Genomic DNA, 16,465 nt, shown 5'->3' on the forward strand with positions numbered 1-16,465 from the left:
TGTCCCCCAGAGACTCGCCTTCGATGGGAACGAGTCTTCCGGTTGTCACTTCATGAGCTCTCCACCGAATTGTCCGGGCACGTCAGAGGGGATATTCGCCGGCGTGCACGGCCGCCGCCAGCTCCACCCGGGACTGGTAGCCGGACCGCGTGAACAGCCGGCTGAGCCGTCCTTCGACGCTCTTCTCGGACGCCTGGAGCACTGTCGCCAGCTGCTTGTTGGTCAGGCCGTCGGCCGCCAGCACGGCCAGCAGGCGCTCGTTCTCGGCCAGCGTCTGCCGTCGTCCCGGCACCACGACGCCGTGGTCCCGCATCAGGCCCCGCAGCCACGAGCGGCACAGGAGCGCGTCGAGCTCCTCGACGAATTCGTAGGCCTGCTTGAGAATCCGGGGATCGGCCAGGCCATGGCTGACCAGCCGCCCAACGGTGGTGGCGAATTCGAGCGGCTGCCGGCGGTCCGTCGCCAGGCCTATCGCGATACTGGCCAGATCGGCGTCCCGCTCGACGATGGCCCGGACCACCTGCGCGCGGAGCCGGACGCCGGGGGAGTCGGAGACCCGCTCGGCCTCGCGGCAGCATCGCCGCGCCCCGTCGATGTCGCCCCGCCGGAGCTGGAGTTCGGCCAGCTGCGCCCACAGCCGGTCGGTGCCCAGGACCGTGCTGCGATCGGCGGCACGGGCCAGGCCTTGCCGCAGCCGGGTTCGGGCCTGCTCGTGGTCGCCGAGGGCCTGGTCGATCTTCGCCTCCGCCGAGTCCAGCAGGTACGGCAGCGCGGCGCCGACATTGCGGGCGCCGGTGATCAGGTCCCGGCTCAGTGTGAGCTGGCCACGGGCGAACGCGAGGGTGGCGATCCGCTCCTGGACGACGGTGGAGGCGATGTCGTCGGACCCGTTGCCCAGGGCCCGGGCGAGGTTCTCGCCGAGCCGGAAGTCCCCGCGCAGCAAGGTGATCGCCGCCCGATGAGCCGGGGCCAGCCGCTCGACCGCGATGCCGGTGCACGCCAGGATCTTCTCGACGGCCTCGGCGTCGGCGTCCAGCAGCGCCGGCAGCAGGCGCAGGTGGGCCACTTCCCAGTGGCTGCCGGCTGCGTCGAGGGCATGCTCGAAACGGTCCTGCCGTCCGAGTAGGAGATGGGCCTGCGCCAGCACGAGATGGCCCAGGCGGGCGGTGGAGGGCCGGACCCGCCAGTCGCCTTCGTGCGCGGTCAGCAGGAGCCGCGCGTGGTCGGGATGGCCGTCCAGCAGAAGATCGGTGGCACGGCTCAGCGCGTGGCGGGCGACGTCGGCCGGCGCGGACGGTTTGCCTTTGCCGACAACGCGGCGGGCCAGCACGGTGAGTTGCGTCAAGACGTCGATCTCGGCGTCGGACAGGCTGTCACCGTGCTCGTGCAGCACGCGTTCGGCGCTGCGTAGGCATTCCTCGTACGACCTGTGCCGATAGCAGGCCTGCGCGTGCCGGATCAGGATTCGCAAGCGGCGCTGGTCGTCGGCGGTCACGGTGGCGGCGGCGAGCAGCCACCGCTCGCTGGCCGGGCCGTTGAGCCGGTCGGCGCACGCCAGGAGTTCCTCGCACGCGGTCTCCCGGTCGACGAGCTTTCCCGCCTCCGCCAACCGATCCGCGTAGTAGGTCGGGTCGACGTGCTCGGCGCCGCCGTCCCACACCGCCGTGACGGCGGCCCCGGCCAGCAGCCGTCGTTCGAACGGCCCAACCTGGCCGGCGATCGTCGCCGCCACCGCCTCGGACCGGAACCGCCACCCGTGCCGACTCCGGCGCAGCACACCCGACCGGCACAGGCGTCCGATCACCGCCATGACCGCATCTGGGGCGGCGCCGAGGATCGCGGCGACCAGGGTCGGCAGGCCGGCGCCGATCGGGTGCAGCGCGGCGATCGCCTTGACGATCGGCCACTCCTCGGGCCCACCTCGTCGGATCGCGGCGATCACGGGGTGATCCGCCGGCAACACAGCGCTGACCGGCGCGATCAGGTGGGCGCGGCCGGTGGCGAAGGCCACGCCGTCGGAGTGGACCACCGAGGTAAGCGCTTTCGACAAGACGGCCGGCAACCCGCCGGACAACCGGCCCAGCGCGGCCACCAGCTCCGGTTCGGGGCGGGCCTGGAGGGCCTGGTGGGTGGCCGTGGCGATGGCGGCCGGCCCGAGCGGCCGCAGGGTCAGCACCTGCGCCAGTCCCTCGGACCACAACTGCCGCAACGTATCTCGCGCCACCGGCGAGCCCGGCAGCTCGGCCGTGCACACGCAGGTCACGCCGGCCCGGACCAGGGATTCCAGCACTGCCAGCGAATCGGCGTCCAGCCAGTGCGCGTCCTCGATCAGCAGCACACGGATATCGGCTCGCCGCAACGCAGAGACAATGGCCGCCGCAGTCCGTTCCGGCGGAGCTACTGCACCCGTCAGCGGGCCTGCGTGCGTCCAGCGCACGGCGCCGGCCATAGTGATCGAGGAGAGCAGCGACGCCCCGAGCGGATGCGGCGAGCATCTGACGTGCGGAGCGCGATCCAGCGTGGCCCGTAATCGTTCCACCAGCGCGTCCTGACCCGCTCCGACCGGTCCCACCACGGCTATGAGCGGCGTGTCGCCGCCGGCCACCAGGCCGGCAATGTCGGTCACGACGTGACCCGGGGGCCGTCGCCCGAGGCGATGCACAGGCCGGCCGGGGACACCACGACGACTTCACCCACCTCAGGTCTCCTTCATGTAGTCACCCGCCGGCGACGGCCCTTGACCATGGCCGCCGCGACGTCGACCCGGGTACGGGCGCCGGTCTTGGCGAACACCCGGGAAAGGTTGTGTTCCACGGTCTTCTCGCTCATCCGCATCGTCACGGCGATCTGCCGGTTGGTGCGGCCCTGCCGGATCAGCGAGGCGATCAGCAGCTCCGTCCTCGACAGCGTGGACGGGCGATCCGTGCTCCGAGGGGCGGTGACGCCGCGCAGGCGCATGAGATCCCGGGCCCGGGCCCGCAGCGGCGTCGCGCCGAGCACGGTGGCGAGCTCGTGGGCCTCGTGCAGCCACGGCCGCGGCTCTGCGGCCAGGCCGCCGGCCAGCAGGCACACGGTCAACAGCTCGGGGAGGTGGCCGCGGCGGCGGAAGAGATCGGCGGTGTTGCGCAGCCGGTCGAGGTCGCGGTTGACCGCGCCACGGGCGAATACCAGCAGCTCAGGGGCAAGGCAGCGGCTTTCGATCTTGCCGAGCACGAGGGCGGTCCGGACAGGGTCGTCGGCGAGCACGGCGATCACCACCAGCCGCATGAGCAGCTGTTCGTGGCCGGGCGCCGTGGGCGCGTCGAGGTAGGCGCGCCAACCGAGGTCGAACGCGTGGTCGCCGGCCCGCAGCCGCATGCCGCACTCGACCCAGGCCCGCAGCACGGGCTGCCGCGCGCCGGCCGCAGCCAGCCAGGACAGTGCCTGACGTTCGTCGCCCTGCTCGGCGCACACCTCGGCGGCCAGCAGGCGGGCGATCGGGGCCTGCGCGCCGGCCAGCTCCAGCCGTCGGGTCGCCGCCAGCACGGCCGTCCAGTCGCCGGTGCGGTAACCCCGCAGGACACGGTGGTAGAGCGACGGCATCGAGTCCGGGGCACCCGAGCCGTGCACCACGTCCAGCATGGCGGCGACGTCCTGCACGGCTGCTGCCTCGGCCAGCTCGGCGCGTTGAGACTGCGACAGCGGCCCGCACCAGGACGTGAGGTCGGACGGCCGCAGCGGTTCGTCGGCGAGCCAGCGGTCGGAGAACGCGGCGGCGGCCGGCAGCGCAGTCCGGACGGCGTGGGGGACAGGGCGGCAGGCGTGGATGGCCGCGACGGTGACCGCGGCCGCCGCGTCGGCGTCCAGCGGGGCGTCGGCGGCCATGTCGAGGAGGGCCTCGGCGCGTCCGGTCCTGGTCAGCAGCCGGGCGAACTCGGCGGTGATCGGCCGGGGCCGCGCGGCGAGGAGCCAGCGGGCCGCGGTGTCCTCGTCGGCGGCCCGCTCGGCCTGCCTGATCAGCAGGTTGTCGTGACGGAGGGAGCTGCGAGACAGGTGCTCGGCGATCACGGCTTCGTCGCCGTTCAGGTGTTGGGCCACGGCGGCGTGCATGTCGCTGATGGCCTCGGCGGCCTCGGCCAGCACCCGCGCGGCCAGCGCCGGGCTCGGGCACGTCAGCTGCCCGTCCGCGCCGCAGTCCAACACCTTCAGCCGCACGAGCTCGTCGACCGCGTCGCCGTACTCCGTCACCGTGCCGCCGACGGCCGCGACCAGCATCGGCAGGTCATCGACGCCGAACGACACGGACGCCGCCATGGCCACCAGATGGACGCCGACCACGCCGAAGCCGCGCACATGGGCCACAGCCTCATGCCCGGCCGGCACCATGATCGGGAAGTCGGCCATGCAGGCACGCCCGTGCACGACAACGAGCCGGCCCTCGCGCCGCAGTTCGTCCACAGTGGACAGCAGCGTGGCCGGATGCCGCCCGAGCGGGCCGAGTGCGGCAAGCAGGCGGCCCAACGTGGCCTCGTCGAAGGGCGTCCCGAACGCCTTGGCCAGCAGCGGCTCGACACATTCCGCCGGCAACGGCCGCAGATTCACGACGTGGTCGGCCAGACCGCACAGGCTGTCGTCGTCGGTGCACGTGGCGACGACGAGGCACCGGGGCAGGCACATGGCGAACAGCGCGCTGGCCGGCGACGCCAACGCGTCCACATCGTCGGCCAGCACGACAACGTCCTTGTGCCGGCTCAGACGGCCGAACAGCCGCGCGAGTTCCGTCAACAGGCCGGACCGCCCCTGGGGCGATCGAAATGTCAGCGGCTGCGTCAATCCCCGCACGGCTTCGATGGACGCCGCGACACTCGGCTCAGCGAATTCCTCGAAATGCCGTTGTGCGGCATGCAGGAGCGCCGTGGCGCCGAACTCGTCCCAGGCCGGGACGCCATCCCGAAAGGCCACGGTCAGCACGCGGGCGCTCGATGTCCGGCGGCCGAATGCCGCGAGCAGCGCCGATTTCCCGATGCCCCGCGGGCCGCGGACAACGGCGAGGACGTGGCGGCGCGGGCCGATGCCGGCGAGTGCGGAATCGAGTGCGGACAACTCGGCGTCCCGCCCGTTGGCCGACGGCATGCGACCACCACTCTCCCTGACCCGAGATTCCCGGAATTCGTCTGGTACATCGTGGGCGGCGGTCGAGCGGATCGAGCCTCACGAGTGACGGCCGCCCAGTGAGACTGCCCCTTCGAGCCATCGGCGGCCGGCGGTGCAACCTGCCCGGCACGGTGGGTGTTCGCGGGTTCAAGGAATTCCGCGCACGCCGACTGTCCTTTGTGGACTGGTAGGGTATCGGTGTCCGCTCAGGTAATTCCCCTGTTCTTGAACGATGGAGGATCGAATCAGGCAGGGTTGTTCGGGCAACCAACGTTTCACGACCAAACCTGACCCGATCCTCGCGACGGGCGCTCGCTTTCCCGTTCGACCGCGCTGACCTCGGCTGTTGCCCGTCGGGGCCGGTTATTCGACCGACACTCGCCGACGACGTGAGTTGGTGACGGCTAAGATGATCCAGTCATGGAAAGTCGAAGCGCGCGCCCCGGAATCGGCCGCAGCGCATCCATCCACGGGGCATCCATCCACGGGGCATCCATCCACCGCGAGCCGAAGTGACTTCCACCGAGTCGTCCCGGCTGCGCATTCAGCTGCTCGGCCCCGTGCGGGCCTGGCGCGGCGAGGCGGAGATCGACCTCGGCCGCGGGCGGCGGCGCGCGGTGTTCGCCATCCTGGCGGCCAATGCCAACAAGGCCGTCTCGCGCACCGAGTTCGTGGACGGCATTTGGGGAGACGCGCCGCCGGCCAAGGCCGTCGGCATCCTGCACACCTACATCTCCGCGCTGCGCAAGGCCCTCGCCGGCGACGGCTCGATCCTGACCACCATCGAGTCGAGCTACTCGCTGGCCCTCGAACCCGACCAGCTCGACGAGCAGCAGTTCGAGCAGCACCAGCGGGATGCCCAGTGGAGCTGGGAGAACGGCGACCTCCAGGCCGCGGTCGACGCCCTCGACGCGGCCGTCGGCCGGTGGCACGGCGACGGCCTCGACGGGCTGAAGGTGCCCTTCGCCGAGCTGTACCGGGCCCGGCTGGCCGAGCTGAAGGCCACCGCCCTCGAACGCCGGGCCGCGCTGGCCCTCATCCTCGGCCATCACGTCGACGCGACCGACGGCCTGGCGGCCACGGTGGCGCGGTTCCCGCAGCGGGAGGGAGCCCGCGGTCTGCTCATGGCGGCGCTCTACAAGGCCGGTCGCCGCGACGACGCGCTGCGGCTGTACGACGAGACGAGCGAGATCCTCAGCGCCGAGCTGGGCATCGACCCCGGCGCCGCGCTGCGTCACATCCGCGGCCGCATTCTCGACGGGGAGCCGCTGACGGCCGAGGACATCGGGGCCACCACCTGGATGCCCCGCCCGGCCGCGTCGGCGGTCGACCACCTGACAGCCCTGGAGCGGAAACGACCGGCCGTGCCGGAGCTCTTCGTCGGACGGCGGCCGGAGCTGGCCCGGTTCACGGCGCTGCTGGACGACCTGGACCAGGGCCGGGGCGCGTGCGTCTGGGTCGAGGGCGAGGGCGGCATCGGCAAGTCGTCCCTGCTGGCCAAGGCGCTGGCCGGCGACCGCATGACCGTGTGGGCGCGGGGGGACGAGCTGGCCGGGCCGGGCAAGGCGATCGGCCAGCTGCTGACCGCGGTCGAACAGGCGTGCCGGCGGTCGCCGCTGGTCCTGGTCGTCGAGGACATCCACCTCGGCCGGGACACCGACCTGCTGGCGTGGACCAGGCTGTCACGCCTGACCCGTTACCTGCCGCTGCTGCTGGCCGCCACCTGCCGCACCTTCCCGCGAAGGCGCGAGACCGTGCAGCTGCACAACGCCGTGCACATGACCGGCGGCCACGTGATCCAGCTCGAACCCCTGGCCTCGAACGACGTCTCCGTGCTGGCCATGGGCCGGCTCCGCCACTCGTACACGGCGTCCCTCATGCCGCTGCTGCGCCGGGCCGCCGGCAATCCCCGGCACGCCCACGACATTCTCGACGTGGCGGTGGCGGCCGCGGCCCGGCGGGCCAGCGCGGCCGGTTTCGAGCTCGACATGGCGGCAGTGGCCTCCGGGATCGCCATCGACCGGCTCGAATCGCTCGATTCCGACACACGGGACGTGCTGCGCTGGGCCGCGCTGCTCGGTCCCGAGTTCTATCCCGGCGACCTGACCAGGATCATGCGCGTGCCGGCGGCGGCGCTGGCCGGCGCGATCGGGGAGGCCACCACCGCCGGCGTGCTCGTCGAGACACGGGACAGCCTGGCCTTCCGCGACGAGGCCGTCCGGCAACGCCTGCTCGACGGCACCGAGCCGGCCCAGCGGGCGGTGCTGCACCGCGAGGCGGCCGAGACCCTGGCCGCGGCCGGCGCCCCGGTCGAGCGGGTGGCCGCCCAGCTGGTCCAAGCTGTGCCGCCGGTCGACCCGTGGTCCTTCCGCTGGCTGCTGGCCAACGCCGAGGCCATCGGGTTCGCGGCCCCGCAGCTCGCCACCGAGCTGCTCACGCGTGCCGTCGCCGGGCCGTCCCTGCTGCCCGCGGAGCACGAGATGCTCGCCCTGCGGCGGATCCGGCTGCTCGGCGCGCTGGAGCTGGACCCGCGCGAGGACGTGGCCGCCCTGCTCGCCACCACCACCGACAGGGAGATCGCCGGCGAGCTGCACTCGATCCACGCCCACCTCGACTACCACTTCGGAGCCGTGAGCGAGGCCTTGGCCCGGCTCCGCGAGGCCGGCCGTCTCGCGTCGCTGCCCGCGCACTGGCGGGCTCGGTATCTGACGTTGCGGGCGCAGATCGAACGCGAGACCTTCTCGGACATCACGGTCGTGCTGCTGGCCGCGACCTGCGCCCTGGACGCCGCCGTCGCCGTGGGCGATCCGGCCGCGATCTCGGAGGCGTTGCGCGAGCTCTGGTACGCCGAGACCGTCCGCCGCGACCACGCGGCGGCGTTGCGGCACGTCGACCGCGCGCTCGCCGTCACCGCCGGTGTGCCGAGCCTGGCCGAGCGCCGCATGGTCTTGTTGGACATGCGGGCCATCACGCTCGACAAGATGGACCGCCCGGTCGAGGCGTCGGCCGCGCTGGCCCAGGCGCGTGCGGGCAGCCACCGGAGCTCGTACCTGACCGCGCGCCATCACGTGACCGCGGCGATCCACCACTACTGGCTCGGGCGCTGGGACGAGGCGGTCGCCGACCTCGATCTCGCCGACAAGCATCTGCTCGACAGCGTCAGCCAGCACCGGTCGACCACGTTGCTGCGGCTGCGCGGCCTGGCCGCGCTCATCGCCGTGCGACGGGGCGACAACGACGGCGCCCAGGCACATCTGCGGGCCCTGGACGCGTGGCCGGTCAGCGGCCGCCGCAACGAGGACGGCAGCGACTTCCTCCTGGTCGCGCGGTCGATCGTCGACGGCGACAAGCTGGATCCGCTGTCCGATCTCAACTACGGCCAGTCGATGGCGCGCCATCAATGGCTGCCCATGGTGGTCCGGATCGGGCTCGAAGCGGGGACTCGGACCGTGTGCAGGCCGCCGTGGACGCCAGCCGGGCCGAGGCCGACCGAGAGCGAGAGCCGGGCCGCGCGCAGTGGGCCCAGCGCTGGTGCGAAGCGCTGGTCGAGCGCGATCCGGACACGTTGACGCTGGTCGGCCGGCATTTCACGGAGCTCGGGCGGCTGGTCGAGGCCGCCGACGCGCTGGTCGACGCCGGGACCGCGCTGGCCGAACGGGGCCGCACCGCCATGGCCAACCTGACCTTCCGCAACGCCCTCACCATCTATGCCGAGCTGGGCGCGTCGCGAGACATCGACCTGACGGAGCAGGCCATGCTCCGGCGCGGCGTCCTCGCGCCGGACGACACCGCGCGGCAGCCGATCGTCGCCGGCTGGCACACGCTCTCGGACATCGAGCGGCGGATCACCACGCTCGTCGCCGCCGGCAAGGCCAATCCGGAGATCGCGGGCGAGCTGGCGCTGCCCCGCCGCGACGTGCAATGGCACATATCGCACGTCATGCAGAAGTTGGCCGTGCGGACGCGGTCGGAGCTGGAGAACCGAGTATTCAGAGCCGCCGTCGACCACTAGCGGACGTTGTCGTCCCTCGAATTCGCGGCCGTACTGGGGAAATGGGGCACTGTGGCATCCGAGGCACTCACGATCGAGGTGCTCGGCCCGCTGCGCACGTGGCGCGGGGACGTGGAGATCAAACTCGGGCCGGCCCGCCAGCGCGCGCTGTTCACGGCCCTGCTGTTCCGCAACGGCGGCAGCATGTCCCGTGAGGAGCTGATCAAGGCCGTCTGGGGCGACGAGGCGCCGGCCACCGCTGGGGGCAGCGTGTTCACCTACATCTCCGGGCTGCGCCGGGCGCTGGAACCGGCGAGGTCCAGTCGCGGCGTGAGCGCCGTGCTGCCGTCCGACGGCACCGGGTACCGGGTGCTGGTCGACGCCGACGCGGTGGACGCGACCAGGTTCGAGTCGCTGTCCCATGAGGCCGCGAACGCCCTGGCCGACGGCGACGCGGCGGCCGCGGCGGGCCTGGCCGAGGACGCGCTGGCGATGTGGCACGGCGAGCCGTTGAGCGGGTTGCCGGGGCCGTTCGTGGTGGCCTGCCGACGCCGGCTGACCGTCGTCCGCTCGATGCTGTTGGAGACCCGGTCCACCGCGTTGTTGCAGCTGGGGCGGCATGCCGAGCTCGTGCCGGAGCTGACCGCGCTGGTCGGCCAGGATCCGCTGCACGAGGGCCTGCGCGGGCTGCTGATGATCGCCTTGTACCGGTGCGGCCGGCAGGCCGACGCGCTCGACCAGTACCAGCAGGCGCGCACCATGCTGGCCGCGGAGTTCGGCGCCCAGCCCGGTCCCGAGCTGTCCCGCGTCCACCAGCAGATCCTCGCCGACGACCCGACGCTGGCCGGTCCTTCGGGCTCGGTCGCTGTCGTGCCTAGGCCAGTTCGGCCCAGCCCACGGGCCCGTGGGCTCGTCGGCCGTGAGTCCGAGGTCGCCCAGCTCACCGCGGCGGTGTCGGGCCTGGTCGCCGGGCACGGCCGGGCGGTGTGGATCGACGGCGAGCCCGGCATCGGCAAGTCCGAGCTCATCGCCGCCGGTCTCGGCGCCCTGGACTCCGCGCCGGTCGAGGTCTGTTGGGCGTCCGGCGACGAGTTGGCCCTGCGGTTCCCGCTCCGCGCGATGCTGGAGTGCCTCGCCGTCGACACCGACTCCCCGGATCCCCGCCGGGCGCACGCCGCGGAGCTGATCGAGAAGTCGACCACCAGCCCCACTTTGCTGGGCGGGGCCAGCAGCGCCCTGGTGGCCATCGACATCCTGGTCGACCTCGTGCACGAGCTGTGCGCCGAGCGGCCGGTCGCGATCGTCGTCGACGACATGCAGTGGGTCGACGAGGCCAGCATGCTGGTGTGGAACCGCTTGGCCCGCGCCACCGACCGGCTTCCGCTGCTGCTGGTGAGCACCTGCCGGCCGATGCCGCGTTCGGTGGCCCTGGACAGCATGCGGGAGACTGTGGACAAGCACGGCAGCGCCATGATGCGGCTCGGTCGCTTGTCGGAGCAGGCCGTCTATCAGCTGATGGAGGGCATCGTCGGCGCGGCGCCCGGGCCGGGGCTGCGGCGGATGGCCGGCCGGGCCGGCGGAAACCCTTTGTACGTTCAGGAATTGGTCGACGCTCTGGTCCGGGACAACGCGGTCCAGGTCTCGGCCGGCACCGCCGACGCCGGCACCTCGACCGAGGCCGTCACCCCCGTCTCGCTCGTGTCGGCGCTGGAGCACCGCCTCGGGTTCTTGTCCCCCGGGGCCGTGACTCTGTTGCAGCACGCCGCTTTGCTGGGCACCGAGTTCCGGGCCGAGGACCTGGCCGCCGTGCTGATGTGCCGGGTCGGCGAGCTCGATCCGGCCGTCGAGGAGTCCATTGCCGCCGGTGTGCTCTTCCTTGGCGGCGATCGGCTGGCCTTCCGGCATCCGCTGATCCACCAGGTGCTCTACGAGCGCATAGCCCATTCCGTGCGAGCCGCGATGCACCGGCAGGCCGCCGAGCAGTTGGACCGGGCCGGCGCGTCCGTGGACACCGTGGCCCGTCAGCTCGCCGCCGCGCCGCTGTCGGTCGACGACTGGACCATCGGCTGGGTTTGTTCGCACGGAAGGAAAGTGGCCGCCCAGGCCCCGGACATCGGCGTCGACCTCCTGCGCCGGGTCGTTTCCGGCGCCGCGCCGTCCGATCCTCGGGTGCAGGGCGTCACCGCCGACCTGGCCCGGGTTTCCTACTGGCTGGGGGAGTCTCCGGAAGACGAGGCACGCTCGGTTCTAATGTCCACTGCGGACCCCGAGTTGGTGGGGGAGATGCAGTGGATTCTCGGTTGTGCCTTGTACCGTCGTGGTCTGGCTCGCGAAGGCGTGGAGGCGTTGCGCGCCGCCGTGCACGGCACGGAGGCGTCCGACGTGTGGAGGGCCCGTTGTCAGGCGTTGTTGGCCGGGCGGTTGGGCATGGGGTTGGGGGAGCTCGACGCCGGCGAGGCCACCGCGTGGGAGGCCGTGCGGCGGGCCGAGGTCATCGGCGACACCTTCGCCCGGTCGTACGCGTTGGAGATGCTGTGGCTGTTCCGGACCATTCAGCGTGATCACGTCGAGGCGCTGCGCTTGGTCGACGAGGCTCTGCGGGTGATCGAGCAGGGGCCGCAGACCGACGCCGAGCTCTCACACCTGGAGCTCAGCCTGTTGGACAACCGCGTTTTCAGCCTGCAGAACCTCGACCGGCTGCCCGAGGCCGATGAGACCTTGCTGGCCGCCGAGCAGTTGATGCGGCGCGACCGGTTGCCCACCGGGCTTCCGGTCGCGACCGCCGTCAACCACTACTGGGCCGGCCGTTGGGGTTCGGCCATGGAGACGCTGGACGCCGTTGTGGACGCCCGTGGTCTGGACATGGCGTTCCACGGTCTGCGCGAGAGCGGGCCGATGTTGTTGCTGCTCCACGGTGTCGCCGCCCTGATCGCCGTGCTGCGGGACGAGGGCGACGCCGCCACCGCCCACCTGGCAGCCGCCGACGAGCTGCCCCTGTTGACCTCCGCCGACCGTGAGAACTGCGATTTCCTCATCATGGCCGAGGCTTTGGCCGCCGAACGGGACGGCGAGGCCGATGCCGCGCTCATCGCGTTGACCCACGTGCTGGACGAACGGTATGCGCCGATGATGTTGCGGCACCAGTGGTTGCCCGATGCCGTCCGTATCGCTTTGCAGGCCGGGAAGCTCGACATTGCCCGCCGAGCCTTGGAAGTCTGCGAGATGGAGGCCAAGCGGGAGACCGTGACCGCCCGGGCCGCCATCGCCGTGGCCCGGTGCCATGCGCTGATCAACCGCGATCCCACCGCCGCTCTGGCCGCCGCCGAGCACTACTTCGAGGTCGGCCGCCCCGTGGAGGCCGCCTTCGCTTTGGAGGACGCCGCCGTGTTGTTGGCCTCGGCCGGCCTGAGGGAGGACGCCCTGGACGTTCATGCGAGGGCCGTGCGGCAGTTCGACGCGCTCGGCGCCGCGTGGGGCTCGCGCCGCGCGACCGCCCGCTTGATCGCCGCCGGGGTCAGTCCCGGGTAGCCCCGGTCACCAGGCGTCCGGGCTGACACCCTGCATCGACGGCTGGAAGGTGCCCACCTGGATCGACTTCAGGTCCAGCTCCGGGTATTCCGCCGCGTGGCCGTCGTCGCCGATCAGGCTCACCGTGACCGTCGGGGCGCCCGGGACCGTCAGGTTCGTCGTCGTGGCCACGAAGGTGCTGGGGTCGCCCTTGTCGCCGCTGATCAGCTTCACGCCCGCGAACGCCGACTGTCCCGGTTGGAGCGTGCTCGGCACCGTCGCGCCCGGCTGGCTCACCTTCTCCGTCGGCACCGTGAGGGAGTCGTTGTGGGCGTTGAGGAAGCTCAGTTCCGGCCAGCCCTGGACCGTGATCGGCCTGGTGCCCTTGTTCGTGAGGACCAGGATCTCGGAGCCCGGGGACTGCTGGTGGTTCAGGTCCGCGCTGATCTTTCCGTTGGTGTTGCTCGCGTTCTGGGTCTGGGTCTTCGCCTGGGACGCCGTGGTCGTGGCCGGGGTGTTCGGCTGCGCTCCCGTCGCGCTGGAGTTGCCGCAGCCTGCCAGCACCACCGCCGCCGTCGCCGTGGCGACCGCACCGAGGATGGTCTGAATCCGAGTCATGCGCACCTTCCAGGTTCGTCGGGTCTCACCACAGTAGACGCGTGGCCGCCCTGGAGGTTGATCGCCGAATCGTTCGGGCAGGTGGCCTGCCCGCCCGATCTACCAGGCGACCGTCTCCCCGCGCCGGTCCAGGAACTGCAGTCCTTGCGCCCCCGCCTGCGCTTCGAGCACGTCCACCACCTGCGGGACCGTGTCCCTCGGCTCCAGTTCCGCGCCCGGTCCGCCCAGGCTGGTCCTGTTGTGGCCCGGGTCGATCAGCAGCTTCGTGTGGCCGTCGTCCGCGTGTCGGGTCGCGTAGCTGCGCATGAGCTGGTTGAGGGCCGCTTTGCTGGCTTTGTACAGCTCGTAGCCCTCTTCCGTGTTGTTGGCGACGCTGCCCTGCTCCGAGGACATCACCGCCGCCGTGCCGCCCCGTTTCACCAGCCCTCTCAGCGCTTCCAGTGTCCGCATCGGGCTGTAGGCGTTGGTCACCATCACCTCCGTGAACATCTCTTCCGGCACCTCCGTGATCGGCAGATCGCCCCGGTCGATCGCCGCGTTCACGAACAGCAGGTCCAGCTCTTGGCCTTCGAGCCTTTCTCGCAGCCCTTCCCGCTGCTTCGCGCTGGTCATCTCCAGCCGCTCTTGGGTGATTCGTTCGTTTCCGGCCAGTTCGCCTTGCCCTCGGGTAGTGGCGATCACCCGCCACCCCCGCCGCGCCAGTTCCTCCGCCAGCCCCAGTCCCAGCCCCCTGGACGCCCCGATGACCAGCCCTTGTCGAGTGTTCATAGCCACCAGGTTAGACGCAACGTAGCGTCTAGTCTATCTTTTCGTGGGAGCCCATTCGTCCGCGAGCAGGCCGAGGATCGCTTCGTCCGCGTACGCCCCGTACACCCAGGCCGACCTTCGCAGCGTTCCTTCTCTCGTGAACCCCGTTCCGGCCGCCGCCGCGAGCATCGCGCCGTTGTCCGTCAGCGTCTCGATCTGCAGCCGTTGCAGTCCTCTGACCGCGAACCCGTATTCGCACAGCGTTCGCAGCACGTCCACGCTGAGCCCTCTTCCTCGGAACGCCGGCCTCAGCGCGATCCCGATGTGCGCCATCCGGTTGTGCGTGTCGATGCCCCACAGCAGCGCTTCGCCCGCCAGTTGCCCCTCTTTCAGCTCGATCACCGAGAAGTACGCCGCCTCGTCCGACGGCCCCGTCACCGTGAACGGCGATTTCCCCGACTCCACCGGCGTCGGCCGCCACGGCCGTGAGTCCGCCCGTGCCCGCGTGGCCACGTCTTCGTACAGCTCTTCGTGCAGTACCGCGACGTCGCTTTCGTGCCGGGCCCGCAGCCCGATCTTTTCGCCCTGTATCACCGCTCCTTGCTATACGAGCGCCACCCGCCCGGCAACCAGGTTTCCCGGCCCGGGCCGCCGCCGATGTCGGCTGTTTGCTGCTGACGCCTTTTCGCCGTCGCCGGCGCTGGTTCCCGGTGTCGGCGCACTGCGCTGCTCGGCATCCCTGGTGCGCTCCGGCTCAGTCCACCCAGTGTGCGGCGCCGGTCGGCGTGATCTCCGGCGTCGTGGTGATCCCCCGTCTCGGGCCGTTACGCCGTTTCGTCCAGCCCGTCGGAGAACGCCGGCCGCTGGTCCACCATCTTCACCGTCCACCGACTGTGGTGGATCAATCGGTGATGCGCCCCGCACAGCAGCACCATGTTGTCCAGGCTGGTGGGTCCTCCGTTCGCCCACTCAACCACGTGGTGAGCGTGACACCGCGCCGGCTCCGTCTGACACCCCGGGAACGCGCAGGTGCCGTCCCGCTCGATCAGCGCCTTGCGGATCCCCTTCGGGGCCGTGCGCTGCTGCCGTCCCACATCCAGGATCTCTTTGCCGGCCCCGAGCACCAGGCGCATGACCGTGCTGTCACAGGCGATCCGCCGGGCCTCCGCCGCGCTCATCACACCGCCACCCTCGACCTTCGCCACACCCGTGTTGTCCATAAAGTCCTTGAACGACATCGACAGCGTCAGGTGCGGCCGTTCGCCGCCCTGCTCCGGCAGGCCTTCGCTGCGGGAGGCGAGTTCGATGATCTCCGCGAACGCGTCGCCTTGTCGTTCGGCGGTGGTGCGGGGGTCTGTGCCGGAGGTGGGCTTGGCCAGTGCACTGAGCATCGCCGCGATCTTCGCCCCGTACTCCTGGTCGAGCATTCCCCAGAACACCATGCTGCCGTCCAGCTTGCGCTCGAAGCGGAACTCCCGCTTCGGCGCCCGCAGTTCACGATCGTCCGGCGCTTTGCCGTCCTGGTCGAGGTGGAACAGGATCCGTTGCGCGATGTTCTTGAACTCGCCCTCGTCGAACTGGACGTTCTCCAACAACGACGCCTCAACCCGGTCCCGCTCGACCGCCGGCGCTATCCGCAACGTCTCGTGGATGATCTTCAGATGTTGCCGATCCAACGCCCCAGCGCGGCCTGCTTCACGGATCGCTTGGCTGTGGAACAACTCCGCGTACCGAAGCCGCTCACGCGCTTCCCTGATGGTGAGCCGCCAGTGGAGCACCATCGACGACACGATCGAGGTCCGGTCCTCCTTCGACCGGCACGACCGGTCCCAGACTTCCCACACCCGCTCCAACTGCTGGATGTAGATCGCCCGATACAGGCTCTCGGCTTCTTCGCCTGCTTGCCACAGCTCCAGTTCGCCGTGCCGCCACCCTTCGGTGCCGGCAGGGAATTCAGGATTCGCTGACATACCCCCATTCTACTCCCGATATGTGATCGACTTCCGTTATGCACCAACCTATACACGATCGTGGCGGCCCAAATCTCCCTCGCTGGAAAGCGCTTTCCTGCCCCCTTTACAACGCTTCCCTCTCCATGATCGAACCCCCAACCTTCCGACCCGTCCCAAGCCATCGGTAAACGCGCGCACCCACCCACCCCTTGCCGCGCAACGCAACCCGCTCACCACTCGCCTCACGCCCCTTCCACTCCAGCACCGCATGCCGAAGAGAGATTGGGCGGAGACGGCAACTGCGCGGTGCGGACGCCCGACGCACGACCGGCGTTCAAGGCCCGGTGTAGGCGACCATGGCTGCCTGGTAGCGCGGACCTGGCAACCAACCGACAGGCAACTGCGCGGTGCGGACGCCCGACGCACCACCGCACCAAACGCAACCCCCTACGACGCCCGCGAAGCACGGCCAGGCCGATCCACCCACCGCAGAACTGCGGCATCCTCCGGCAGATGC

Annotated in this window: 9 protein-coding genes; 3 read left to right on the forward strand and 6 right to left on the reverse strand. The window is 71.0% G+C overall.

Translation table 11 applies throughout. The features are described from left to right. Positions 1–82: 82 nt before the first annotated feature. Both KUTG_RS45740 and KUTG_RS45745 read right to left on the reverse strand, forming a co-directional pair. Positions 83–2,359, reverse strand: coding sequence for a LuxR C-terminal-related transcriptional regulator (locus tag KUTG_RS45740; RefSeq protein WP_198047561.1), 2,277 nt, complete (start codon positions 2,357–2,359; stop codon positions 83–85). Between the two features lie 350 nt (positions 2,360–2,709). Beyond that, positions 2,710–5,112 (reverse strand): helix-turn-helix transcriptional regulator, encoded by a 2,403-nt coding sequence (locus KUTG_RS45745; RefSeq protein WP_043726188.1) that lies wholly within the window; start codon positions 5,110–5,112, stop codon positions 2,710–2,712. Between the two features lie 533 nt (positions 5,113–5,645). On the opposite strand from KUTG_RS45745, the gene KUTG_RS45750 reads away from it, so the two are divergent. From KUTG_RS45750 to KUTG_RS45755, 3 genes are read left to right on the forward strand one after another with little or no spacing between them, the layout of a single operon-like run. Next, a complete protein-coding gene (locus KUTG_RS45750; RefSeq protein WP_043726190.1) occupies positions 5,646–8,702 on the forward strand; it encodes a BTAD domain-containing putative transcriptional regulator in 3,057 nt (1,018 codons plus the stop codon). Continuing rightward, complete coding sequence (locus tag KUTG_RS57340; RefSeq protein WP_198047562.1) at positions 8,699–9,145, forward strand: helix-turn-helix transcriptional regulator; 447 nt, start codon at positions 8,699–8,701, stop codon at positions 9,143–9,145. Before KUTG_RS45750 ends, KUTG_RS57340 begins: the two co-directional genes overlap by 4 nt. Positions 9,146–9,196: 51 nt before the next feature. Further along, positions 9,197–12,652, forward strand: coding sequence for a BTAD domain-containing putative transcriptional regulator (locus KUTG_RS45755; RefSeq protein WP_052396194.1), 3,456 nt, complete (start codon positions 9,197–9,199; stop codon positions 12,650–12,652). 6 nt (positions 12,653–12,658) lie between these two features. On the opposite strand, the gene KUTG_RS45760 is transcribed toward KUTG_RS45755, so the two are convergent. The 4 genes from KUTG_RS45760 to KUTG_RS54805 all read right to left on the reverse strand — a co-directional run bounded on the left by KUTG_RS45760 (position 12,659) and on the right by KUTG_RS54805 (position 15,966). Further along, positions 12,659–13,249 carry a DUF4232 domain-containing protein gene (locus KUTG_RS45760; RefSeq protein WP_052396195.1) on the reverse strand — a complete coding sequence of 197 codons (591 nt, stop codon included), beginning with the start codon at positions 13,247–13,249 and terminating at the stop codon, positions 12,659–12,661. Between the two features lie 99 nt (positions 13,250–13,348). Continuing rightward, positions 13,349–14,017 (reverse strand): SDR family oxidoreductase, encoded by a 669-nt coding sequence (locus tag KUTG_RS45765; protein ID WP_043726191.1) that lies wholly within the window; start codon positions 14,015–14,017, stop codon positions 13,349–13,351. 33 nt (positions 14,018–14,050) lie between these two features. Next, complete coding sequence (locus KUTG_RS45770; protein ID WP_043726192.1) at positions 14,051–14,590, reverse strand: GNAT family N-acetyltransferase; 540 nt, start codon at positions 14,588–14,590, stop codon at positions 14,051–14,053. Positions 14,591–14,820: 230 nt separating this feature from the next. After that, positions 14,821–15,966 carry an HNH endonuclease signature motif containing protein gene (locus tag KUTG_RS54805; protein WP_052396196.1) on the reverse strand — a complete coding sequence of 382 codons (1,146 nt, stop codon included), beginning with the start codon at positions 15,964–15,966 and terminating at the stop codon, positions 14,821–14,823. Between the last annotated feature and the right edge of the window lie 499 nt (positions 15,967–16,465).

The organism is Kutzneria sp. 744 (assembly GCF_000568255.1).
Taxonomy (GTDB): domain Bacteria; phylum Actinomycetota; class Actinomycetes; order Mycobacteriales; family Pseudonocardiaceae; genus Kutzneria.